Source organism: Paracoccaceae bacterium, from assembly GCA_012103375.1.
Classification (GTDB): Bacteria; Pseudomonadota; Alphaproteobacteria; order Rhodobacterales; family Rhodobacteraceae; genus WLWX01.
Map to the genome: position 1 here is coordinate 564,645 of WLWX01000001.1, position 17,797 is coordinate 582,441.

General features: G+C 62.2%; 18 protein-coding genes. 6 read left to right on the top strand and 12 right to left on the bottom strand.

The genetic code is table 11. From position 1 onward, the window contains the following. The first annotated feature begins 157 nt into the window (after positions 1-157). Positions 158-1,792 carry an STAS domain-containing protein gene (locus GKR99_02955; GenBank protein NKB26565.1) on the top strand — a complete coding sequence of 545 codons (1,635 nt, stop codon included), beginning with the start codon at positions 158-160 and terminating at the stop codon, positions 1,790-1,792. A 59-nt stretch (positions 1,793-1,851) separates the two neighbouring features. On the opposite strand, the gene GKR99_02960 is transcribed toward GKR99_02955, so the two are convergent. Together GKR99_02960 and GKR99_02965 are read right to left on the bottom strand one after the other, a co-directional pair. Continuing rightward, entirely contained in the window at positions 1,852-2,961 is a 1,110-nt protein-coding gene (locus GKR99_02960) for an endonuclease/exonuclease/phosphatase family protein (protein ID NKB26566.1), read from the bottom strand. Between the two features lie 70 nt (positions 2,962-3,031). Further along, positions 3,032-3,637, bottom strand: a complete 606-nt coding sequence (locus GKR99_02965; protein ID NKB26567.1) for a flavin reductase family protein — start codon at positions 3,635-3,637, stop codon at positions 3,032-3,034. A gap of 85 nt (positions 3,638-3,722) precedes the next feature. Between GKR99_02965 and GKR99_02970 the strand changes: the two genes are divergently transcribed. Beyond that, positions 3,723-4,214 carry a GNAT family N-acetyltransferase gene (locus GKR99_02970; GenBank protein NKB26568.1) on the top strand — a complete coding sequence of 164 codons (492 nt, stop codon included), beginning with the start codon at positions 3,723-3,725 and terminating at the stop codon, positions 4,212-4,214. Between the two features lie 459 nt (positions 4,215-4,673). Continuing rightward, on the top strand, positions 4,674-5,603 hold the full coding sequence (locus GKR99_02975; GenBank protein ID NKB26569.1) for a class I fructose-bisphosphate aldolase: 930 nt from the start codon (positions 4,674-4,676) through the stop codon (positions 5,601-5,603). A gap of 46 nt (positions 5,604-5,649) precedes the next feature. Here the strand turns inward: GKR99_02975 and GKR99_02980 are convergent, their stop codons facing one another. The 9 genes from GKR99_02980 to mazG all read right to left on the bottom strand — a co-directional run bounded on the left by GKR99_02980 (position 5,650) and on the right by mazG (position 13,953). After that, positions 5,650-6,081, bottom strand: coding sequence for a cupin (locus GKR99_02980; GenBank protein ID NKB26570.1), 432 nt, complete (start codon positions 6,079-6,081; stop codon positions 5,650-5,652). 11 nt (positions 6,082-6,092) lie between these two features. Continuing rightward, positions 6,093-6,947, bottom strand: a complete 855-nt coding sequence (locus GKR99_02985; GenBank protein ID NKB26571.1) for an alpha/beta fold hydrolase — start codon at positions 6,945-6,947, stop codon at positions 6,093-6,095. A gap of 252 nt (positions 6,948-7,199) precedes the next feature. Next, positions 7,200-7,370, bottom strand: a complete 171-nt coding sequence (locus tag GKR99_02990; GenBank protein ID NKB26572.1) for a hypothetical protein — start codon at positions 7,368-7,370, stop codon at positions 7,200-7,202. Between the two features lie 510 nt (positions 7,371-7,880). Further along, complete coding sequence (locus GKR99_02995) at positions 7,881-9,161, bottom strand: phosphopyruvate hydratase (protein NKB26573.1); 1,281 nt, start codon at positions 9,159-9,161, stop codon at positions 7,881-7,883. 102 nt (positions 9,162-9,263) lie between these two features. Then, a complete protein-coding gene (locus GKR99_03000) occupies positions 9,264-9,689 on the bottom strand; it encodes a transcriptional repressor (GenBank protein NKB26574.1) in 426 nt (141 codons plus the stop codon). 96 nt (positions 9,690-9,785) lie between these two features. After that, a complete protein-coding gene (locus GKR99_03005) occupies positions 9,786-10,646 on the bottom strand; it encodes a PhzF family phenazine biosynthesis isomerase (protein ID NKB26575.1) in 861 nt (286 codons plus the stop codon). Positions 10,647-10,716: 70 nt separating this feature from the next. Further along, positions 10,717-11,664, bottom strand: a complete 948-nt coding sequence (locus GKR99_03010; GenBank protein ID NKB26576.1) for a YihY family inner membrane protein — start codon at positions 11,662-11,664, stop codon at positions 10,717-10,719. A 100-nt stretch (positions 11,665-11,764) separates the two neighbouring features. Continuing rightward, positions 11,765-13,012, bottom strand: a complete 1,248-nt coding sequence (locus GKR99_03015) for a sodium:proton antiporter (GenBank protein NKB26577.1) — start codon at positions 13,010-13,012, stop codon at positions 11,765-11,767. A gap of 131 nt (positions 13,013-13,143) precedes the next feature. Continuing rightward, on the bottom strand, positions 13,144-13,953 hold the full coding sequence (gene mazG, locus GKR99_03020; GenBank protein ID NKB26578.1) for a nucleoside triphosphate pyrophosphohydrolase: 810 nt from the start codon (positions 13,951-13,953) through the stop codon (positions 13,144-13,146). A gap of 62 nt (positions 13,954-14,015) precedes the next feature. Between mazG and GKR99_03025 the strand changes: the two genes are divergently transcribed. The 3 genes from GKR99_03025 to speB are packed head-to-tail and all read left to right on the top strand — an operon-like array spanning position 14,016 to position 17,503. Then, entirely contained in the window at positions 14,016-15,176 is a 1,161-nt protein-coding gene (locus GKR99_03025; protein NKB26579.1) for an amidohydrolase, read from the top strand. Beyond that, a complete protein-coding gene (locus GKR99_03030; protein ID NKB26580.1) occupies positions 15,173-16,546 on the top strand; it encodes an aminotransferase in 1,374 nt (457 codons plus the stop codon). The genes GKR99_03025 and GKR99_03030 overlap by 4 nt, the downstream gene beginning before the upstream one ends. A 12-nt stretch (positions 16,547-16,558) precedes the next feature. Next, positions 16,559-17,503 (top strand): agmatinase, encoded by a 945-nt coding sequence (gene speB, locus GKR99_03035; GenBank protein ID NKB26581.1) that lies wholly within the window; start codon positions 16,559-16,561, stop codon positions 17,501-17,503. Positions 17,504-17,511: 8 nt separating this feature from the next. Here the strand turns inward: speB and GKR99_03040 are convergent, their stop codons facing one another. Then, entirely contained in the window at positions 17,512-17,784 is a 273-nt protein-coding gene (locus GKR99_03040; protein ID NKB26582.1) for a hypothetical protein, read from the bottom strand. Positions 17,785-17,797 lie beyond the last annotated feature (13 nt).

The following is a 17,797-nucleotide window of genomic DNA, read 5'->3' on the forward strand; positions in this document are numbered from 1 at the left end:
CCGGGTGATCTGCATCCAAGCGATATTACCGATCCATGGCCTGCGACCGGTCATGCGCGCCCTGCAAAGCTGATATTCCGCCCAGCCGTTGCCAACAGGCCACCAATGCCGCTAAACGGGCACCGACAAATTCCCCGAAATCGGATACATACCCCTCGTGCCCAGCATCTTTTCTGCCGTCTCTAACGGCATTTCCCTGCCCGCGTTCGACCGCCGCCATACGCATTTCACGCCGCGCCGGTTGCGGATCGAGCTTCTGGCCGGGCTGACCGTCGCCCTCGCCCTGGTGCCCGAGGCCGTGGCCTTCGCCTTTGTCGCCGGTGTGCACCCGCTGGTCGGGCTGTATGCGGCGTTCATCGTCGGGCTGATCACGGCCGTTATTGGCGGGCGACCGGGGATGATTTCGGGCGCAACCGGCGCGTTAGCGGTGGTCATGGTGGCGCTGGTCGCCCAACACGGGGTGGAATATCTGTTCGCCACCGTGGTTCTGATGGGACTGATCCAGATCGGCGCGGGCATTTTCCGGCTGGGCAAGTTCATTCGCATGGTGCCGCATCCGGTGATGCTGGGCTTCGTCAATGGCCTGGCTATCGTAATTTTCCTGGCCCAGCTTGGCCAGTTTCAGGTGCCCGGAACCGCAGAACAATCAGGTCACGGGCTGGCCTCGGGGCAGTGGTTGTCGGGCTGGCCGCTGGTGACGATGCTGGCGCTGGTGGCGGCAACGATGGCGATCATCTGGATCATGCCGCGCCTGACCAACGTGATCCCCGCACCATTGGCCGGGATCGGGATCGTGGCGCTGGCCGTTGTTGCGTTCAACATCGATGTGCCGCGCGTCGGCGACCTCGCCTCGATCCAGGGCAGCCTGCCGTCGTTCCACATCCCGACGGTGCCACTGACGCTTGAAACCTTCCTGATCATCCTGCCCTATGCGCTGATCCTATCCGCCATCGGCCTGATCGAAAGCCTTCTGACCCTCAACCTCGTCGGAGAGATCACCAATAAACGCGGCGGAGCCAGCCAGGAATGCGCGGCCCAGGGCGTCGCCAACACGGTCACCGGGTTTTTCGGCGGCATGGGCGGTTGTGCGATGATCGGTCAGTCGATGATCAACGTGAAATCCGGCGGGCGCACCCGCCTGTCGGGCATCTCGGCCGCGCTGTTCCTGCTGGTCTTCATCCTGTTTGCCGCCCCGCTGATCGAACAGATCCCGCTGGCGGCCCTTGTCGGCGTGATGTTCATGGTGTTGATCGGGACGTTTGCCTGGAACTCGTTCAAAATCATGGCCCGCGTGCCGCGCACCGATGCGATGGTGATCGTTCTGGTGACGGTCGTGACGGTCGTGACGGTCTGGCAAGACCTCGCCATGGCGGTTGTGGTCGGGGTCATCGTCTCGGCACTTGCCTATGCCTGGCAGAATGCCACGCGCATCCACGCCCATATCGAAGACCGCGACGACGGCAGCCGTGTCTACCGCGTGCAGGGGCCGCTGTTCTTCGGTTCCAGTGCCGGGTTCGGAGAATTGTTCACCCCCGCGAAAGACCCCGACACCGTCATCATCGACTTCGCCGACAGCCGGGTTGCCGATCAATCCGCCCTGACCGCGATCGAAGCCGTGGCCGAGAAATACGAGGCCGCCGGAAAATCCGTGCAGTTGCGCCACCTCAGCCGCAGTTGCCACGCCCTGTTGTCACGCGCAGGACAGCTGGTGGTGGAGGAGGACGACGACCCGGATTACGAAGTTGCCGTCGACTATGCCGTGCGCGTCGGCCAATTGGGCGGCGGCCACTGAGGAATGAACATTGAAGGGGGAGCCGCTGATCAGGTCGGTGGCGCCTTCTTCGCGTGCGATCACGTCAGGTCAATCTCGGCAGGCATCGGGTTCCAGTCGAAATAGGCACGCACCAGCCCGTGATCGCTGGCGCCGAACTCCTCAAAATCCTCACGATTCAAATGATCGTTGAAAACTTCCATCTCGCGGAACGACCACTGGCGTTTGCGCGAATGGTCATAGAATTCCTCGGACACCAGAATGTGGTCCAGGCTTTCGCGTTTGTGCTTGTAAACATGGGTGTAATAAACGTGCCGCATGGATCGGTACTGCTGCAAGCGTTCAACCGAATACAGCCCCTTGTCCGAGGTTAGCCCGGCCCGGCTTTTCTGGATCACGCGATAAGTCGGTTGATCCGAAATCAGCTCGTTCGTGACCGACAACGTGTCATCGTTCAGGTCGCCCAGAACAACAGTGGGCGAAATCGCGGCGTCATCCTCTTGCTTCATCACGCCGTCCAGCATCGCGCGCAGCGCCCCTGCCTCCATCACCCGGCGAATATGGCTGACGGTGCTTTTGGTCAGATTGGCGTAGGTCTGTAACGCGACAGGGCGAGGTTGTGCGAATGACAGCCGCGCAGGGCCTTTCGACTTCAGGTGACACACATAGACCGAAACGCCCGGCGGCGTCGGGCGCGCGCCCTCTGATTGGATCACCGCATGCAGGATCGGGCGCGAGAAATGGTTAATCGTGACGGTAATCTCTTCTTCCGCACCGTCGGTTTCACGCAGCCCATCGAAGGTGAAATCGACAGGAAAATCCGCAATCCAATCCGCCCCAGGTGCCACCTGGCTGTTGCCATTGCGATCCTTGCGCACCGCCAGCGCCACCTGCGGGCGCCCGATCCCGGGCGCGTCACGCGCGATCAGATCGTAATCGTCAAACAGGTCCGCGGCGCGAAACGCATCCTCCAACGCACTGGCCGACCACAGTTCCTGAAACCCGATAACCTCGGCATCCAGCAGCACCAGCTGCGCCGCGATCCAGCCGACCTTGCGGGCGTATTCGGCGCGGCCTTCGGCAGAATCCTCGATCGGCGGAGAGTTGGAATAGGTCAGCCCGCCGGGCACCTGAAGGTTCAGCAGGTTGAACGTCGCAAAGCTGAGGTCGCGCATGTTGGTCTGGGCCATGATAAAGTCCTTTCGCTGTCAAATACCTGCGAAAGTCTAGCACAGCCGCGCGATTTGTCGCGCCCTTGCTCTATTCTCCGGGGCGCTTCAGGCTGAATACGTCCGAAACGCTGGTGTAATCGCGGTATCCAAGCCGGGCCAGCGGCTTGAACCGGGTCACTTCGAACAGACCGTCAACAATGCAATCGTCCCGCAGATGAATGCCGGTCACCTCACCAAAGGTGACATAGTTTTCCGCCCCTTCGATCTTGATAACCTGCGTCACGCGGCATTCCAGCGCTGCGGGCGCATGCGCGACACGCGCGCAATCAATGGTGTCGCACGCGGCCTTTTCGATGCCGGCAAGCTCGAATTCATCCACCTCTGCGCCCCAAGCACCCGAGGTCTGGTTCATCGCATCCTGCATCGCGGTCTCGACGATGTTGACGCAGAACACGCCGGTATCCTGCAATTGCGACAGGCTGTCCTTGCCGACCTCACGGTCTGGTTTGCCGCTGGTCGAGGCGAACATCACCTGCGGCGGCACATAGGCGACCCCGTTGAAAAAGGAATAGGGCGCCAAGTTGTCATGGCCATCGCGGCTGCGCGTCGAAATCCAGCCGATCGGGCGCGGCGTGATTAAGGCGTTGAACGGATTATGCGGCAATCCGTGGCCGTCTTCGGGGCGATAGAACATGTGAACCTCGGGTAAAAAATCGGCGATTTGTCACCGGGTTAGCCCCGTGCTAGGGCCAAATCCAGTGAAAACGTCCGAGGCGCGCGTGATCCGGATTGAAACAGAAACCCCCAGCGACTGGTGGGAGGTCGAGGCCCTTTATGACCTGTGTTTCGCGCCGGGCCGCGAGGCGCTGTCGTCCTATCGCCTGCGCGATGGCGTCGATCCGGTCGGTGCCATGTGCCGGGTCGCGCGGGATGAGGATCACGTGCTCGCCGGGGCAATCCGTGTCTGGCCGGTCGCCGTTGACAAGGCGCCTGCCTTGCTGATCGGCCCCATTGCCGTGCACCCAACGCGCCAGGGCGAAGGGCTGGGCGGCGCACTGATCCGCGATTGCCTGGCACAGGCGCAAGGCTGGGACCGCGCCATGCTGGTCGGGGATGCGCCCTATTACGGGCGATTTGGATTTTACCGTCTGCGTGATGTCATCATGCCGCCCCCGACCAACCCGGAACGGGTGCTTGGCCTGGAACTGACGCAGGACGCTTGGGACGGGGTCGCAGGACCGGTTCGCCGGCTTGACCCGAAGGCCGAATAGACAAGCCAAAGGTTTGTCGCGCTTGCAGCGGGCGGGGAAAAGGGGGCTGTCTGCCCCCTCTTGTCCTGGCGGACAATTCACCCCCGAAGGTATTTAAGGACTGATAATGTTCAGGGAGTCTTGTTCGTTTCCACCGCGCTGAACAACGACCCGGCATCTTTATGGGATGCCGGGCCGCCATTACCAGTCACGGTCATCAGCACCTCTGCCTGTACCGTGAGGCCAGTTTGGCGGATCTTGGTAAAGAATGTCTTAACTTCATTATCAGTCTGAAAATACCTTCGGGGGGTTTCGGTCACGAAACGTGACCGAATTCGGGGGGCAGACAGCCCCCGCCCGACCTGCGCAAATCCGCGCATCGCTGATTTCTGCGCGCCTGTTAGCGCAACCCGGGTTGCTGCTGCTGCTGGTGCGGGTATCTCCAACGCCAGGATCGGGCAAAAGACAGGAGCATTCCTCATGAAGACCACCAAAGCGGTTCGCGGTATTCTGGCGCGTTACGAGGGCGAGACACCGGGCGTGAAAGCCAAATTGCATTCGATCCTGATGCAGGGGCGGCTGGGCGGTTCGGGCAAGATGATTATCCTGCCGGTCGATCAGGGGTTTGAACACGGCCCCGCACGCAGTTTTGCGGCCAATTCGGGTGGCTATGATCCGCAGTATCATTACAAGCTGGCGATTGATGCCGGACTGAATGCTTTCGCCGCACCGCTTGGCCTGCTGGAGGCGGGGGCCGACACGTTTGCGGGACAGATCCCGACGATCCTGAAGGCGAACTCGGCCAATTCGCTGATGTCGGGCAGTGCAGGCAAGGACAGCGCCATCACCGCTTCAGTCGATGACGCGCTGCGGCTGGGCTGTGCGGCCATCGGCTTTACGATCTATCCCGGCTCGGACATGGCGCTGGGCATGATGGAAGAAATCCGCGAGATCCGCGCCGAGGCTGCTGCCGTCGGCATCGCCACTGTCATCTGGTCCTATCCGCGCGGTGAAGGCGTGTCGAAAGACGGCGAAACCGCCATCGACATCGCCGCCTATGCCGCCCAGATCGCCGCCCTGCTGGGGGCGCATATCATCAAGATCAAGCTCAGCACCGATCATCTGGAACACCCCGAGGCCAAGAAGGTCTATGAGGGCGAGGGTATTGATATCGCCGGTCAGGCCGCGCGGGTGCGGCACTGTATGGATGCGGCCTTTGCCGGGCGGCGGATCGTTGTCTTCTCGGGCGGGGCCAAGAAGGGCGCGGATTCGGTCTTTGACGATGCCCGCGCGATCCGCGATGGCGGCGGCAACGGGTCTATCATCGGGCGTAACTCGTTCCAGCGGCCCCGTGCGGACGCATTGGACATGCTGGGCAAGCTGGTCGATATCTACAAGGGCCGCGCCTGAGGGGGCCGCGCTTGCGGCCTTTTCAAGCGATGAGAATGGCCCGATCTCAGGCGTCGGGGATATCAAACCCCGGCGGGGCCAGCGTGAAGCCGTCAAATTGAAAGCCGGGGCTGACGGTGCAGCTGACCAGCGTCCAGTCCCCTGTCGAGCGTGCAGATTGCCAGTGATGTGGCGGGACGATCAGCTGGGGTGACTGCCCGGCCGCGATATCCGTGCCCAACCAGTCGGCGCGGGCTGGTCCGACCTCAAGGGGTGATTGTCGCAGGATCAGCGGCGCTCCTGCGTGAAACAGCCAGATTTCGGTCGCATCGACGCGGTGCCAGTGGCTGACCTGAGACTCAGGCAGCAGAAACAGGATCGCGGTGCCGCTGGGGCGTGTGCCGGGCGGGGCATCAGCGGCCCAGGTCTGGCGATAATACCCGCCTTCGGGGTGGGGGATAAGGTTGAAATGTTCAATGATGCTGGCTGCAGTCTGCATGGGGCGTGTCCCTAACCTGGTTTTGGTCCGGCGGCTTTCAGCATCGCCTCTTGCCGGGTGCTGACGCCGAGTTTTGCAAAGATGTTCGTGGCGTGATTGCGCACGGTCTTTTCGGAGACATTCAGCGTGCGGGCGATCTGTTTGTTGCTTTGGGCGTCGCAGATCAGTGACAGGATCGCGGCTTCCCGATCCGTCAGGTCAAACGCGGCCGCGTGTTCTGCCGCTGCCGGGACAGCGCCGAGGAAATCGAGCATTTGTCGGCTGAATTCGCCCCAGGCAAGCTCATCAACCTGCAAAACATGGTTGTCGCTGGCTAGCGGCATGAACGCCGCACCAGGGATGTCACGAGACAGCGCCTGGCCTTCGGCGATCGGCACCACTTGATCGCCGGTTGCGTGAAACACCAGGGTCGGCGCAAGCACCTGGGGCAGGGCGCCGCTCGCATCCATCTCTCCGCGCGCTTGCAACAGCCGCGCTCCGGCTTCGGGCGTCGTTGTGCGCAGGCACATGTCCGAGAACCAGCGCCGATGCTCGGCCGACCCATTCGGGACAAAGCGCGAGGTGAAGACATCTGTGAATGCCGGATTTTCCTGGGTGAAGCCGAGGCGAAAAACCTCGGTCACCGCGCGGTAGAGCGCGTCCTGTTCCGCGTCGCCGCGCCGGAATGCGCCGCGGGCATATCCGCCCAGGAAGATGATGTGAGAGATATCCGACGGATAGCGCGCGGCATAGGCCGCCGCAGCGCCCGCGCCCTGCGACATCGCCAACAGGGCAAACGGACGCGGCATCTGGGCGGCTTCGACCACCGTGCGCAGGTCGGCGACCCAATCGTCCAACGTCAGATTGCCAAGCATTGTATCGGACAACCCGCAGCCACGTTCGTCATAGCGAAGATAGTCGAAATGCGATTCCAGAAACGTAATCCAATGGGCCGATTGTGTTGAAAAACTCCGAAATCAGAGCGTCGCGGATTTCTTGCGAAAACCTATGAAGCGAAATAGTCGGAAAGCTTTGACCACGAGACAGCGCATGGCTGCGCGTGAGCGCATGTAGGCGATTTGGGCCGACCCCCGCGCCAAAAATTTAGGATCGGGCTGCATGGAAAGAAAAATCATCGTTCAGGCCCTAAAACGGAGTTTTTCAACACAATCGGCCCAGATCGGACTGTCGTCGTCATATTGCAGGTGGGTCAGCCAGTTTGCCGGTTTCACCAGCGGTACGCCCGACCCGCCGCGCACCCAGGCCAGCGAGGCACCGTCGTCAGCACGTGCATATTTCACCGGACGCATGATCGGCCTGCCTTTCGGGACAGATGTCCCAGCGAATTTCGGACCACAATGCGCGTATCGGGACATCTGCCCGATATCGCGCGGTGCGCTCTTACAGGCAGCTTAGGGGACATGAAGGGCGACGCAAACCGGGTCGCCAAATAACAGGAAAGGTGGACACCATGGCTGTCACCGACCGCGCCCCCGCATTCCGGACGATCCTGACCCGAATTCTGTTTTGGCTGATCGGACCGTCAGATACCGCCCGAAAGGTGCAGCGGCGCGCCCGGGCCGACGCCGCGTTTCGCCGCCGATTTGCAGATCGGCAGAACCATCCCCGCCGGAATCTGTGATTGAGCCGGCGTCAATCGGGAAGGGCTGAACGAACGAACGGCCAACCCCCAGAGATGAGATAGCTGGGGGGCCAGCTCCCAGACACGCGACTTCCTGGGGGACAGCCCCCAGACCCCCGGGATATTTTCAACAAGAAGATTTGCAGACGGGGCTGGTAGAACCGGCGCGCCTGATCCGTCAGGTTTGCCGCAGGATTGAACGGCCCGCATAGATTGCCGTGTCTTCCAGAAGCTCCTCAATCCGGATCAGCTGATTGTACTTGGCCAGCCGGTCGGAGCGTGCCAGCGATCCGGTCTTGATCTGTCCGCAGTTCGTGGCCACGGCAAGGTCTGCGATGGTCGCATCCTCGGTCTCGCCCGAACGGTGGCTCATCACGCAGGTCATCCGGTTGCGGTGCGCCATGTCCACGGCGCGCAGGGTTTCGGACAGCGTGCCGATCTGGTTCACCTTAACTAGCAGCGAATTGGCGGTTCGCGCCTCGATCCCCTGGGCCAGGCGTTCGGGGTTGGTCACGAACAGGTCGTCGCCGACCAGCTGCGTTGTTTCACCCAGAACCTCGGTCATCGTGGCCCAGCCGTCCCAGTCATCTTCGGATGCACCATCTTCAATGGAAAAGATCGGATAATCCGCCACCAGTGCCTGAAGATAGGCGACATTCTCGTCCGGGGTAAGGCTCAACTCCTCTCCCCTCATCTCATATTTGCCATCGCGGAAATACTCGGTCGCGGCACAGTCCAGCGCCAGCATCATGTCGTCACCCGGCGTATAGCCCGCTTTTTCGACGGCCTTCAGGATGAAATCCAGCGCCGCGCGGCTGGACGAGATATCGGGCGCAAACCCACCTTCGTCGCCGATCCTGGTGGACAGGCCAGCGGCGGATAATTCGCCTTTCAGCGTGTGGAACACCTCGGACCCCATGCGCACGGCGTCCGACAGGCTTTCCGCCCCGACGGGGACGATCATGAATTCCTGGATATCAATCGGATTGTCAGCATGTTCGCCGCCGTTCAGGATATTCATCATCGGCACCGGCAGAGTGCGTGCCGAGGTGCCCCCGACATAGCGGTAAAGCGGTTGCGCGGTGAAATCTGCCGCCGCTTTGGCAACCGCAAGGCTGACCCCCAACATGGCGTTTGCCCCCAGACGCGCCTTGTTCGGGGTTCCGTCCAGCTCGATCATCGCGCCGTCGATGGCTTCCTGTTCGGTCGCGTCGAAACCCACCAGTGCCTCGGCCAACTCACCATTCACGCCTGCCACGGCCTTCAAAACGCCCTTGCCCTTATAGCGCGCCTTGTCGCCATCGCGTAGCTCGACCGCTTCATGCGCGCCGGTCGACGCGCCAGATGGAACGGCGGCCCGCCCCATGGTGCCATCTTCAAGGATCACGTCGACCTCGACCGTTGGATTGCCCCGGCTGTCGAGGATTTCACGGGCGAGGATGTCGATAATCGTGGACATGGGGCAGTTTCCTTTGCGCGGTGTTTACGGATTGCGCGCGCTATAGCAGGCGCACCGGGCAGAGTGAATGGTGCGTGTTGGCGCTAACAGGCCCGCAGCCGCCTATTTCTTGACGCCGTACAGCTCTAGCCGATGACCTTTCAGCGTATAGCCCAGTTTGGCGGCGATTTTTTCCTGAAGCACCTCAATCTCGGGATCGACAAATTCGATGACCTGTCCGGTTGCCAGATCAAACAGGTGATCGTGGTGCGCACGCTCGGCATCTTCATAACGTGCGCGCCCGTCGCCGAATTCGACCTTCTCAAGTATCCCGGCCTCTTCGAACAGCTTGACCGTCCGATACACCGTCGCCAGCGAGATGCGCGGATCCTGCGCTGCGGCGCGGGCATAGAGTTCTTCCGCGTCGGGGTGATCGTCGGACCCTTCCAGTACCGAGGCGATGATGCGCCGCTGGCCGGTCATACGCAGACCTGCGGCAGCGCAGCGGGCTGCGATTGTATCATCGGCGTCGGGCAGGGCAGGGGCCATCACAGGGTCGTTCCACGAAACAGGGTCAGACCAGTCTAACGTGGTGTCGAGGCCTCGGCTATGGGTTTGAGGAGCCGCGCGCACCGGGGGCTGACCCTAAAAGCACAAGCGCCCCTCCATCACCTTCACGGCCTGGCCGGACACGACGAAACTGCGCGCCTTTCCATCAGAAACGGTGACTTTGACCCCGATTGATGACGGACGCCCCATTTCCACGCCCTGGGTGATGTCAAACACCTTCGATTCGCCCGCCAACTCGGCCAGATAGCAGGCCAGCGCGGCCGAGGCGCTGCCAGTCGCCGGATCTTCGGGGATATTGGACAGCGGCGCAAACATCCGCGCGAACAGTGCGTCGCCCTGGCGTACATAGACCATGGCCGAAAAGAAATCGTCGCGCACCGGATAGGTCCGCGCACAGGTCTGAAAAGCATCGGTGACGGGACGCGCGGCGCGCAGGGCCTCCATCCCCGACAACTGGGCAAAGGCGAACGGCAGGCCGACACCGGCCATGGTCGGCGCATGCGTGTCAGACCGAATCGCATCCGGCGCAAGGCCGATGCAAGCGGCCATCAGCGCCGGGTCGACGGCGGCCCCAACATCCAGCGGTACGGTCGAGGTGAAGCTGGCCACATCCCCATTCACGACACAGGCAATCGGCCCGACCCCCAACTCCAGCGTCAGATGGTTTCCGCGCCCCATCGCCGCCAGTGCGATGGCGGTGCCAATCGTCGGGTGGCCCGCGAAGGGCAGCTCGCTCACCGGGGTGAAAATGCGGGCGCGTGCGGTGTGGTCAGGGTTTTCGGGCGGATAGAGGAACACCGTCTCGGACAGGTTGAATTCACGCGCGATCACTTGAAGCTGCGCATCCGGCAGGGCCGTTGCATCGGTGACGATGGCCAGCGGATTGCCGCGAAAGGCGCGGTCGGTGAAAACGTCATAGATCAGGTAATCGGACATGATTTGCGCCCCTGTTTGCGGTCGCTCGCAAGCTATCAGAGGGTCCGCCCGCAGATCACATGATAAATTGTTAAGGCTTCTTCACAGATCCCAATTGGTCGGCCTTGACCGCGCCGCGCTTTCCAATCGGACGATCCGGCCCGACGGTGCTGTCCACGGCAGTTTGCGCTTCGATTTCGGCGTCAACCTCGGCCCCGAACAGGATCACGAAGGCCGACAGCCACAGCCAGATCAACAGGATGATGACCCCGCCAAGCGCGCCGAAACTTTCCTGATAGCTGGTGAAATTCGACACATACCAGGTGAACACCGCCGATCCTGCCAGCCACAGCGCCGTCGCAAGCAGCGCGCCGGGTGTCAGCCAACGCCAGTCCGCCGCGCGCCGACACGGGCCGATGCGATAGAACAGTTCCAGCCCCAGAATGGTGAACACCAGCATCACCACCCAGCGCAGCTGTGCTATCGTGGCCTCGAACTCATCACCCAGATGCGCATAGGCCAACACCGCCGGGATCACGGTGGCCAGAGCGACGGCCATGATAAAGCCGATGATCAGCCACAGGGTCAGCGCGAAAGTGGTCAGGTAAAGGCGGATGAAGCTGCGCCGCTCAACCTCCTGATAGGCGATGTTCAGCCCGTCAATCAGGCTGCGCACCCCGCGAGAAACGGACCAGAACGCAATCAGAAAACCGATGATCGCGGTCAGTCCCAGCCCGCCGGTCTGACTGCCGGCAACCCCGGTTGCCTGGTCAATGACGATGGTGGCGGCGGCGTCTGGCAGCAGCGCGCCGATTTTGGTGATCTCTGAGACGATGATGGCCGGGTCGGTCCACAGCGCGGCCAGTGCGGCGCAGGCGGCGATGCCCGGAAACAGCGCCAGCAGACCATAGAAGGCCACACCGGCTGCGATCAGGCCGATCCGGTCGCTTCGCAACCGCTTCCACAGGCGCAGCCCGATGTTGAACCAACCGCGCAGCGGTATCCGATGCGGCGCGGTGGCGTTGCGGCCACGTCCGATCTGTTGCTTGGCCACGGCGTCAGGCTGATCGGTGTCGCACTGATCAGTGCCACGCGGCACAAGGGATGGGTCCGATTGTTCGCCCTGCAACGGGTCCGGGTCAGACAAGATCGGGTTCGCGCCCGATGCGACGCGCCAGCGGGGCAACCGTCAGCCCCTGGATGATGATCGAGAACAGCACAACCATGTATGTGGCGGTCAGGATCAGCGGTTTCCAGTCCCCCTCGGGCAGGGACAGCGCCAGCGCGACCGAAATACCGCCCTTCAGCCCGCCCCAGGTCATGATCCGCACGGTTCCCGGCGTGAATTCGCGCAGCGGGCGCAGCAGGCTGACCGGGACCAGTACCGCCGCAAAACGCCCGAACAGCGCCAGCGCGATGGCAAAGAACCCGGCCGTGGCCAGATCGGCGGAAAAGGCGACGGCGAAGACCTCGAACCCGATCAGCAGGAACAGCACGGCGTTCAGGATCTCGTCAATCAGGATCCAGAACCCTTCGACATATTGGCGGGTCTGTTCGCTCATCCCATGTTTCGCGCCGATATCGCCGATCAGAAGCCCCGCGCAAACCGCCATGATCGGGGCCGAGACATGCAGCCAGACCGCCAGTTCATAGCCGCCGAAGGCCAGGCCCAGCGTCAGCAAAACCTCCAGCGCGTAATCGTCGATCCGCCGCATCAGGCGGAACGTCAGCCAGCCCAGCACAATGCCCAGAAGCGCGCCGCCCAAAGCCTCCTGCAGAAACAGCTGTGCGGCCCCCGACAGGCCCGAGCCGTGATCGTCCCCATGGGGAAACGCCAGACCGACCAGCACCAGAAACACGACATAGCCGACCCCGTCGTTGAACAGGCTTTCCCCGGCAATCTTGGTTTCCAGCGATTTTTGCAGGTTCGCCTCTCGCAACACGCCCAGCACCGCGACCGGGTCGGTGGGCGAGATCAGCGCCCCGAACACCAGCGCCACCATCAGGGGCATCCCCGTCAGCCAGGAAAACCCGAACCCGACGATCACCGTCGACAGCGCCACGCCCATTGTCGCCATCAGGGCCACGACGCCCCACTGCTTTTGCAAATCCGACAGCTTCACATGCAGCGCACCCGCGAACAGCAACAGCCCCAGCATGCCCTCCAGCAGCGCCTCAGAAAATTCGATGCCGCGCACGAAACCACGCACCTGATCGGCCACGCCAAGCGATGGCATAACCAGATCCAGCCCCATGATCCCAAGCGAGGCCGCCAGCGCGACCACCAGAATTCCGATGGACGATGGCAGCTTGAGGAAGAAGTAATTCACCGACCCGAACAGCCCGGCGAGCACGATCAGAAGTGCGGCGATTTGCAGGAATGTCATGGGCGGGCCTGTCCGATGATTGGGTGGTTATTGGGGCGGTTGCGCCGTCCTAACATGGCGCGCAGGGTGGCGGAATGGCTTTGGTGCGGCGTGCATCTGCCCCTTGCGGATCATCACACCCTTACTGACCGCTATGACCGGCCTTTCTCGGCCCGTTTTGCCGCATCCCACAGCGCGTCCATTTCGGCCAGATCGGATTGCGCCGGTGTTTTGCCCTTTTCGGCCAGCGCGCCCTCGATACTGGCAAAGCGGCGGGTGAATTTGGCGTTGGCGGCGCGCAACGCCTCCTCAGGGTCGACGTCCAGATGGCGCGCCAGGTTGACCATGACAAACAGCAGATCGCCAAATTCCTCGGCCACCTCATCCGGCCCCAGATCCTCTTTCGCCTCGACCAGTTCGAGCGATTCTTCGGCCAATTTGTCGAGCACCTCTCCGGTCGTCGGCCAGTCGAACCCGACCCGCGCGGCGCGTTTCTGCAGCTTTCCTGCACGGGTCAGCGCAGGCAGGGCCAGCGCGACGCCATCCAGAACGCCCGCCGAGCCGCGCTCGGCGGCTTTCGCAGCCTCCCAATCCTTCGTCTGCTGTTCTGCCGACTTGTCTCGGCTGTCATCGCCGAACACATGCGGGTGCCGGTCAACCATCTTGTCGGAAATCCCGCGCACCACATCGTCCAGCGTGAAATACCCAGCCTCTGCAGCCATCTGGCTGTGATAGACGACCTGAAGCAGCAGATCGCCCAGTTCGCTCGACAGGCCGGGCCAATCCTTCTGGGCAATCGCATCGGCAACCTCATACGCCTCCTCAAGCGTATAGGGCGCAATCGAGTCGAAATCCTGCTCGATATCCCAGGGACAGCCTGCATCGGGGTCGCGCAGCGCCGCCATGATCGCGCGCAACCGGTCCATGCCGCCATCCCGGTCCCGTATCAGGTCATCACCCATTGCTTCGCCCCGCTTCCTCTGATTGGGTCGTTATCGCAACGAACCACCCGGACTGTCGAGCCATGCCCATCCTCAACCGCATCGGAGATTTCGCGCCCCAGATGGCCGAATGGCGCCAGCATCTGCATGCGCACCCGGAGCTGAGCCTGGAGTGTCACCAGACAGCGGCCTTCGTGGTCGAAAAACTGCGTGAGTTTGGCATCACCGATATCCATGAAGGGATCGCGACCAGCGGTGTGGTGGCGATCATCGAAGGACAGGGCGAAGGCCCAACCATCGGACTGCGCGCCGATATGGACGCGCTGCCGATTGTCGAGGCGACGGGTGTGGATTATGCCAGCCAGACCCCCGGCGTCGCCCATTCCTGCGGCCATGACGGGCATACCACGATGCTGCTGGGGGCCGCGAAATACCTGGCCGAAACCCGTAACTTCAAGGGCCGCGTGGCGCTGATCTTCCAGCCCGCCGAGGAATCCGTCGGTGGTGGCCGCATCATGGTCGAGGAAGGCATCCTCGACACATTCGACATCGCTCAGGTCTATGCACTGCATTGCGATCCGGAAATTGACGCCGGGCTGATCTCGACCACGCCGGGGCGGATTATGGCGGCGGTGGATGATTTTTTTATCACCGTGACTGGGCAGGGCGGCCACGGTGCCTATCCTTACGAAGCGGTGGACCCGATCCCGCCCGCGCTGGCCATGGCGCAGGCGTTTTCCACCATCGTCAGCCGCAATGTGCGCGCCAAAGACGAACTGGTCGTGTCGGTCACGCAGATCAGCGCCGGATCGGCGACCAACGTGATCCCCGCTGATGTGACCATCGCGGGCACGGTGCGGACGTTTGACACCGGCGTGCAAGACATGGCGCGCCGCCGCATGGAGGAGATTGTGTCAGGTCAGGCGGCGGCCTTCGGCTGCACCGCTGACCTGGACTATCGCATGAATTACCCGGCAACGATAAATGACGCCGACAAAACCGCCTTCGCCACCGCCGTCGCGCGCGAGGTTGTCGGGGATGCGGCGACCATCGCCGATCGCTTACCCGATATGGGGGCCGAGGATTTTTCCTATTTCCTGAACGAACGCCCCGGCTGTTACGCATTTCTGGGGCAGGGCATCGGGCCGTTCTGCCACCACCCGGCGTTCAACTTCAACGACGCGGTGGCCCCGATCGGCGCGTCCTATTTCGCCCGCCTCGTCGAAAAGGCCCAACCGCTATGACTGACACAAATGCCGATCTTGCCGCGCTGGACGCGGCGCATAACCTGCACCCGTGGAACCAGATGCAAGGCGCGCCGGAACGCCGCGTGATCGTCAAGGGCGACGGGCTGCTGCTGTGGGATGATCAGGGCAATCGCTATCTGGATGCGGTCGGCGGGCTATGGTGCACGCAGATCGGGCTGGGCCGCAGCGAGATGGCCCAGACCATCGCCGATCAGGCGCAGCGGCTGGCGTTTTCGTCGACCTTCGTCGATATGTCGAATGGCCCCGCCGCACGTTTGGTGGCCAAACTGGCCGAACTGGCGCCGGGTGATCTGAACCGGGTTCACCTGACGACGGGGGGGTCCACCGCGCTCGATTCCGCCTTCCGCATGGTGGCTTATGCGCAGGCGGCGATGGGCCGGCCCGACAAGACCCATGTGATCGCGCGGCAGCATTCCTATCACGGATCCACCTTCGCGGCGATGTCGTTGGGGATGCGCGACGGCGACCGCGCGCCCGAGTTCCGCTATCTGAGCGATGGCATCAGCCACATCCACGCACCGCACCAGTACCGCCTGCCCGAGGGGTGCGAGGGCGATCTGACCGACTGGCTGGTGGCCGAGTTCGAGGCGGAGATCGACCGCATCGGGCCCGACCGCGTCGGCGCGTTCTTCGCCGAACCGATCCAGGCCTCCGGTGGCGTTCTGGTCCCGCCCGACGACTATCTGGCCCGCATGAAAGAGGTTTGTGATCGCCATGACATCCTGCTGGTCGCGGATGAGGTTGTGACCGCCTTTGGGCGGCTGGGGCATTGGTTCGCGAGTAAGGATGTCTATGGCGTGATCCCGGATATAATCTGCTGTGCCAAAGGGTTATCGAGCGGTTATCAACCGATAGGTGCACTGATATTCTCGGACCAGATTTGGGACGCGATGGCGTCTGAGGATCGTTGGTACACCTCGGGCTTCACCTATTCCGGCCATCCGGTGGCCTGCGCGGCAGCGCTGAAGAATATCGAGATTATCGAACGGGAAGGCCTGCTGAAAAACGCCGTGAAAATGGGCGCGCTGTTTCAGACCGCACTCGCCCCGCTGGCTGACCTGCCGCTGGTCGGGGATGTCCGTGGCAAAGCCCTGATCGGTTGCGTCGAATTCGTTGCCAACAAGGCCACCAAGGCGCTGCTGCCGGATGCGGTCGACATCGGCCACCTGATCGCCGACGCGGCCGAAGCGCGCGGCTTGATGGTCCGGCCCATCGGCCATCTGAATGTCATGTCCCCGGCGCTGACCATTGATGAGCTTCAGATCAGCTTCATCGCGGAAACACTTGAAAACGTGATAAAAACCGTGGCCGATGATCTGACCCGCCAGAACATTACACTCGACTAACAGGAGACCGATATGCCCAACCAACCGATTAGCGGCAATGACCTGGCGCGCTTTGCCGGACCCGGCACATTCATGCGTTTGCCACAGGTGGGCAGCGCGGCGGGGCTTGACGTGGCTATTGTCGGCATCCCAATGGACCACGGCACCTCGTGGCGGTCAGGGACGCGGTTCGGACCGAAGGAAGTACGTTCTGAAAGTGCGATGATCCGCCCCTATCACATTCAAACCGGCGCTGCACCGTTTGACGCCCTGCAATGCGCCGACGTGGGCGATGTGCCGATCAATACATTCAACCTGGCCGAAAGTATCCGCATTATTACAGCGTTCTATGACAATCTTCTTACCCATGACGTGAAACCTGTCGGCATCGGCGGCGACCACACGATTACCCTGCCGATCCTGCGATCCATCGCCAAGAAGCATGGGCCGGTGGCGCTGGTCCATGTCGATGCCCATGCCGATGTGAATGACGAGATGTTCGGCGAAAAGGAAACCCACGGCACCGTCTTTCGCCGCGCTTACGAAGAAAATCTGATCAGCGCCGAACATGTCTGGCAAATCGGCCTTCGCGGCACCGGCTATACGGCGGAGGATTTTACCGAGGCGCAGGGCTGGGGCTTCAACTGCGTCCTCGCGCCCGAAATCTGGCACAAATCCCTGACCCCGCTGGCCGAGAAGGTTCGCACCGCCATCGGCCCCGAGCGCCCGGTTTACCTGACCTACGACATCGACAGCCTCGATCCTGCCTATGCCCCTGGCACTGGCACGCCCGAGATTGGCGGGCTGACCACGCCGCAGGCGATGGAGCTGATCCGCGGGCTGCGCGGCCTCAACATCGTCGGGGCCGACCTTGTCGAAGTCTCACCCCCCTATGACACCACCGGCAACACCGCCCTGACCGGGGCAAACCTGCTGTTCGAGATTCTGAGTATCCTGCCCGGCGTACCCTATCGCTGACGCGCCGGTTAGCCCGCCGTCGGGATCGGGGTCATATTGGGTGCAGGTTTGACCTGGCTCGACAAACATCCCTCACCAGTGTCCCGCCACATCGGGACATTCAGGCTCATCTCGCAGCGTGCGATGAAGGCGCGCCCGTCGACCTGAAGGCAGATATTCTCACCCAATTCAACGCGCAGACCGGATTTGTCAGTGCAGAAACAGTCGATGACTTTCTGACCCTGTTTGACGTCTGCAAACGCAGGGGCGGCCAATGGAAGGCCCAGAATCAAGGCTGTCATCAAGCTGCGCATG

Excerpts from the sequence above, each read along its gene's own strand:
- GKR99_02960 (NKB26566.1), bottom strand. The coding sequence starts at position 2,961 with ATGGCCCAGACCAACATGCGCGACCTCAGCTTTGCGACGTTCAACCTG.
- GKR99_02965 (NKB26567.1), bottom strand. The coding sequence starts at position 3,637 with ATGTTCTATCGCCCCGAAGACGGCCACGGATTGCCGCATAATCCGTTC.
- GKR99_02975 (NKB26569.1), top strand. The coding sequence starts at position 4,674 with ATGAAGACCACCAAAGCGGTTCGCGGTATTCTGGCGCGTTACGAGGGC.
- GKR99_02980 (NKB26570.1), bottom strand. The coding sequence starts at position 6,081 with ATGCAGACTGCAGCCAGCATCATTGAACATTTCAACCTTATCCCCCAC.
- GKR99_02990 (NKB26572.1), bottom strand. The coding sequence starts at position 7,370 with ATGCGTCCGGTGAAATATGCACGTGCTGACGACGGTGCCTCGCTGGCC.
- GKR99_02995 (NKB26573.1), bottom strand. The coding sequence starts at position 9,161 with ATGTCCACGATTATCGACATCCTCGCCCGTGAAATCCTCGACAGCCGG.
- GKR99_03000 (NKB26574.1), bottom strand. The coding sequence starts at position 9,689 with ATGGCCCCTGCCCTGCCCGACGCCGATGATACAATCGCAGCCCGCTGC.
- GKR99_03005 (NKB26575.1), bottom strand. The coding sequence starts at position 10,646 with ATGTCCGATTACCTGATCTATGACGTTTTCACCGACCGCGCCTTTCGC.
- GKR99_03015 (NKB26577.1), bottom strand. The coding sequence starts at position 13,012 with ATGACATTCCTGCAAATCGCCGCACTTCTGATCGTGCTCGCCGGGCTG.
- mazG (NKB26578.1), bottom strand. The coding sequence starts at position 13,953 with ATGGGTGATGACCTGATACGGGACCGGGATGGCGGCATGGACCGGTTG.
- GKR99_03025 (NKB26579.1), top strand. The coding sequence starts at position 14,016 with ATGCCCATCCTCAACCGCATCGGAGATTTCGCGCCCCAGATGGCCGAA.
- GKR99_03030 (NKB26580.1), top strand. The coding sequence starts at position 15,173 with ATGACTGACACAAATGCCGATCTTGCCGCGCTGGACGCGGCGCATAAC.
- speB (NKB26581.1), top strand. The coding sequence starts at position 16,559 with ATGCCCAACCAACCGATTAGCGGCAATGACCTGGCGCGCTTTGCCGGA.
- GKR99_03040 (NKB26582.1), bottom strand. The coding sequence starts at position 17,784 with ATGACAGCCTTGATTCTGGGCCTTCCATTGGCCGCCCCTGCGTTTGCA.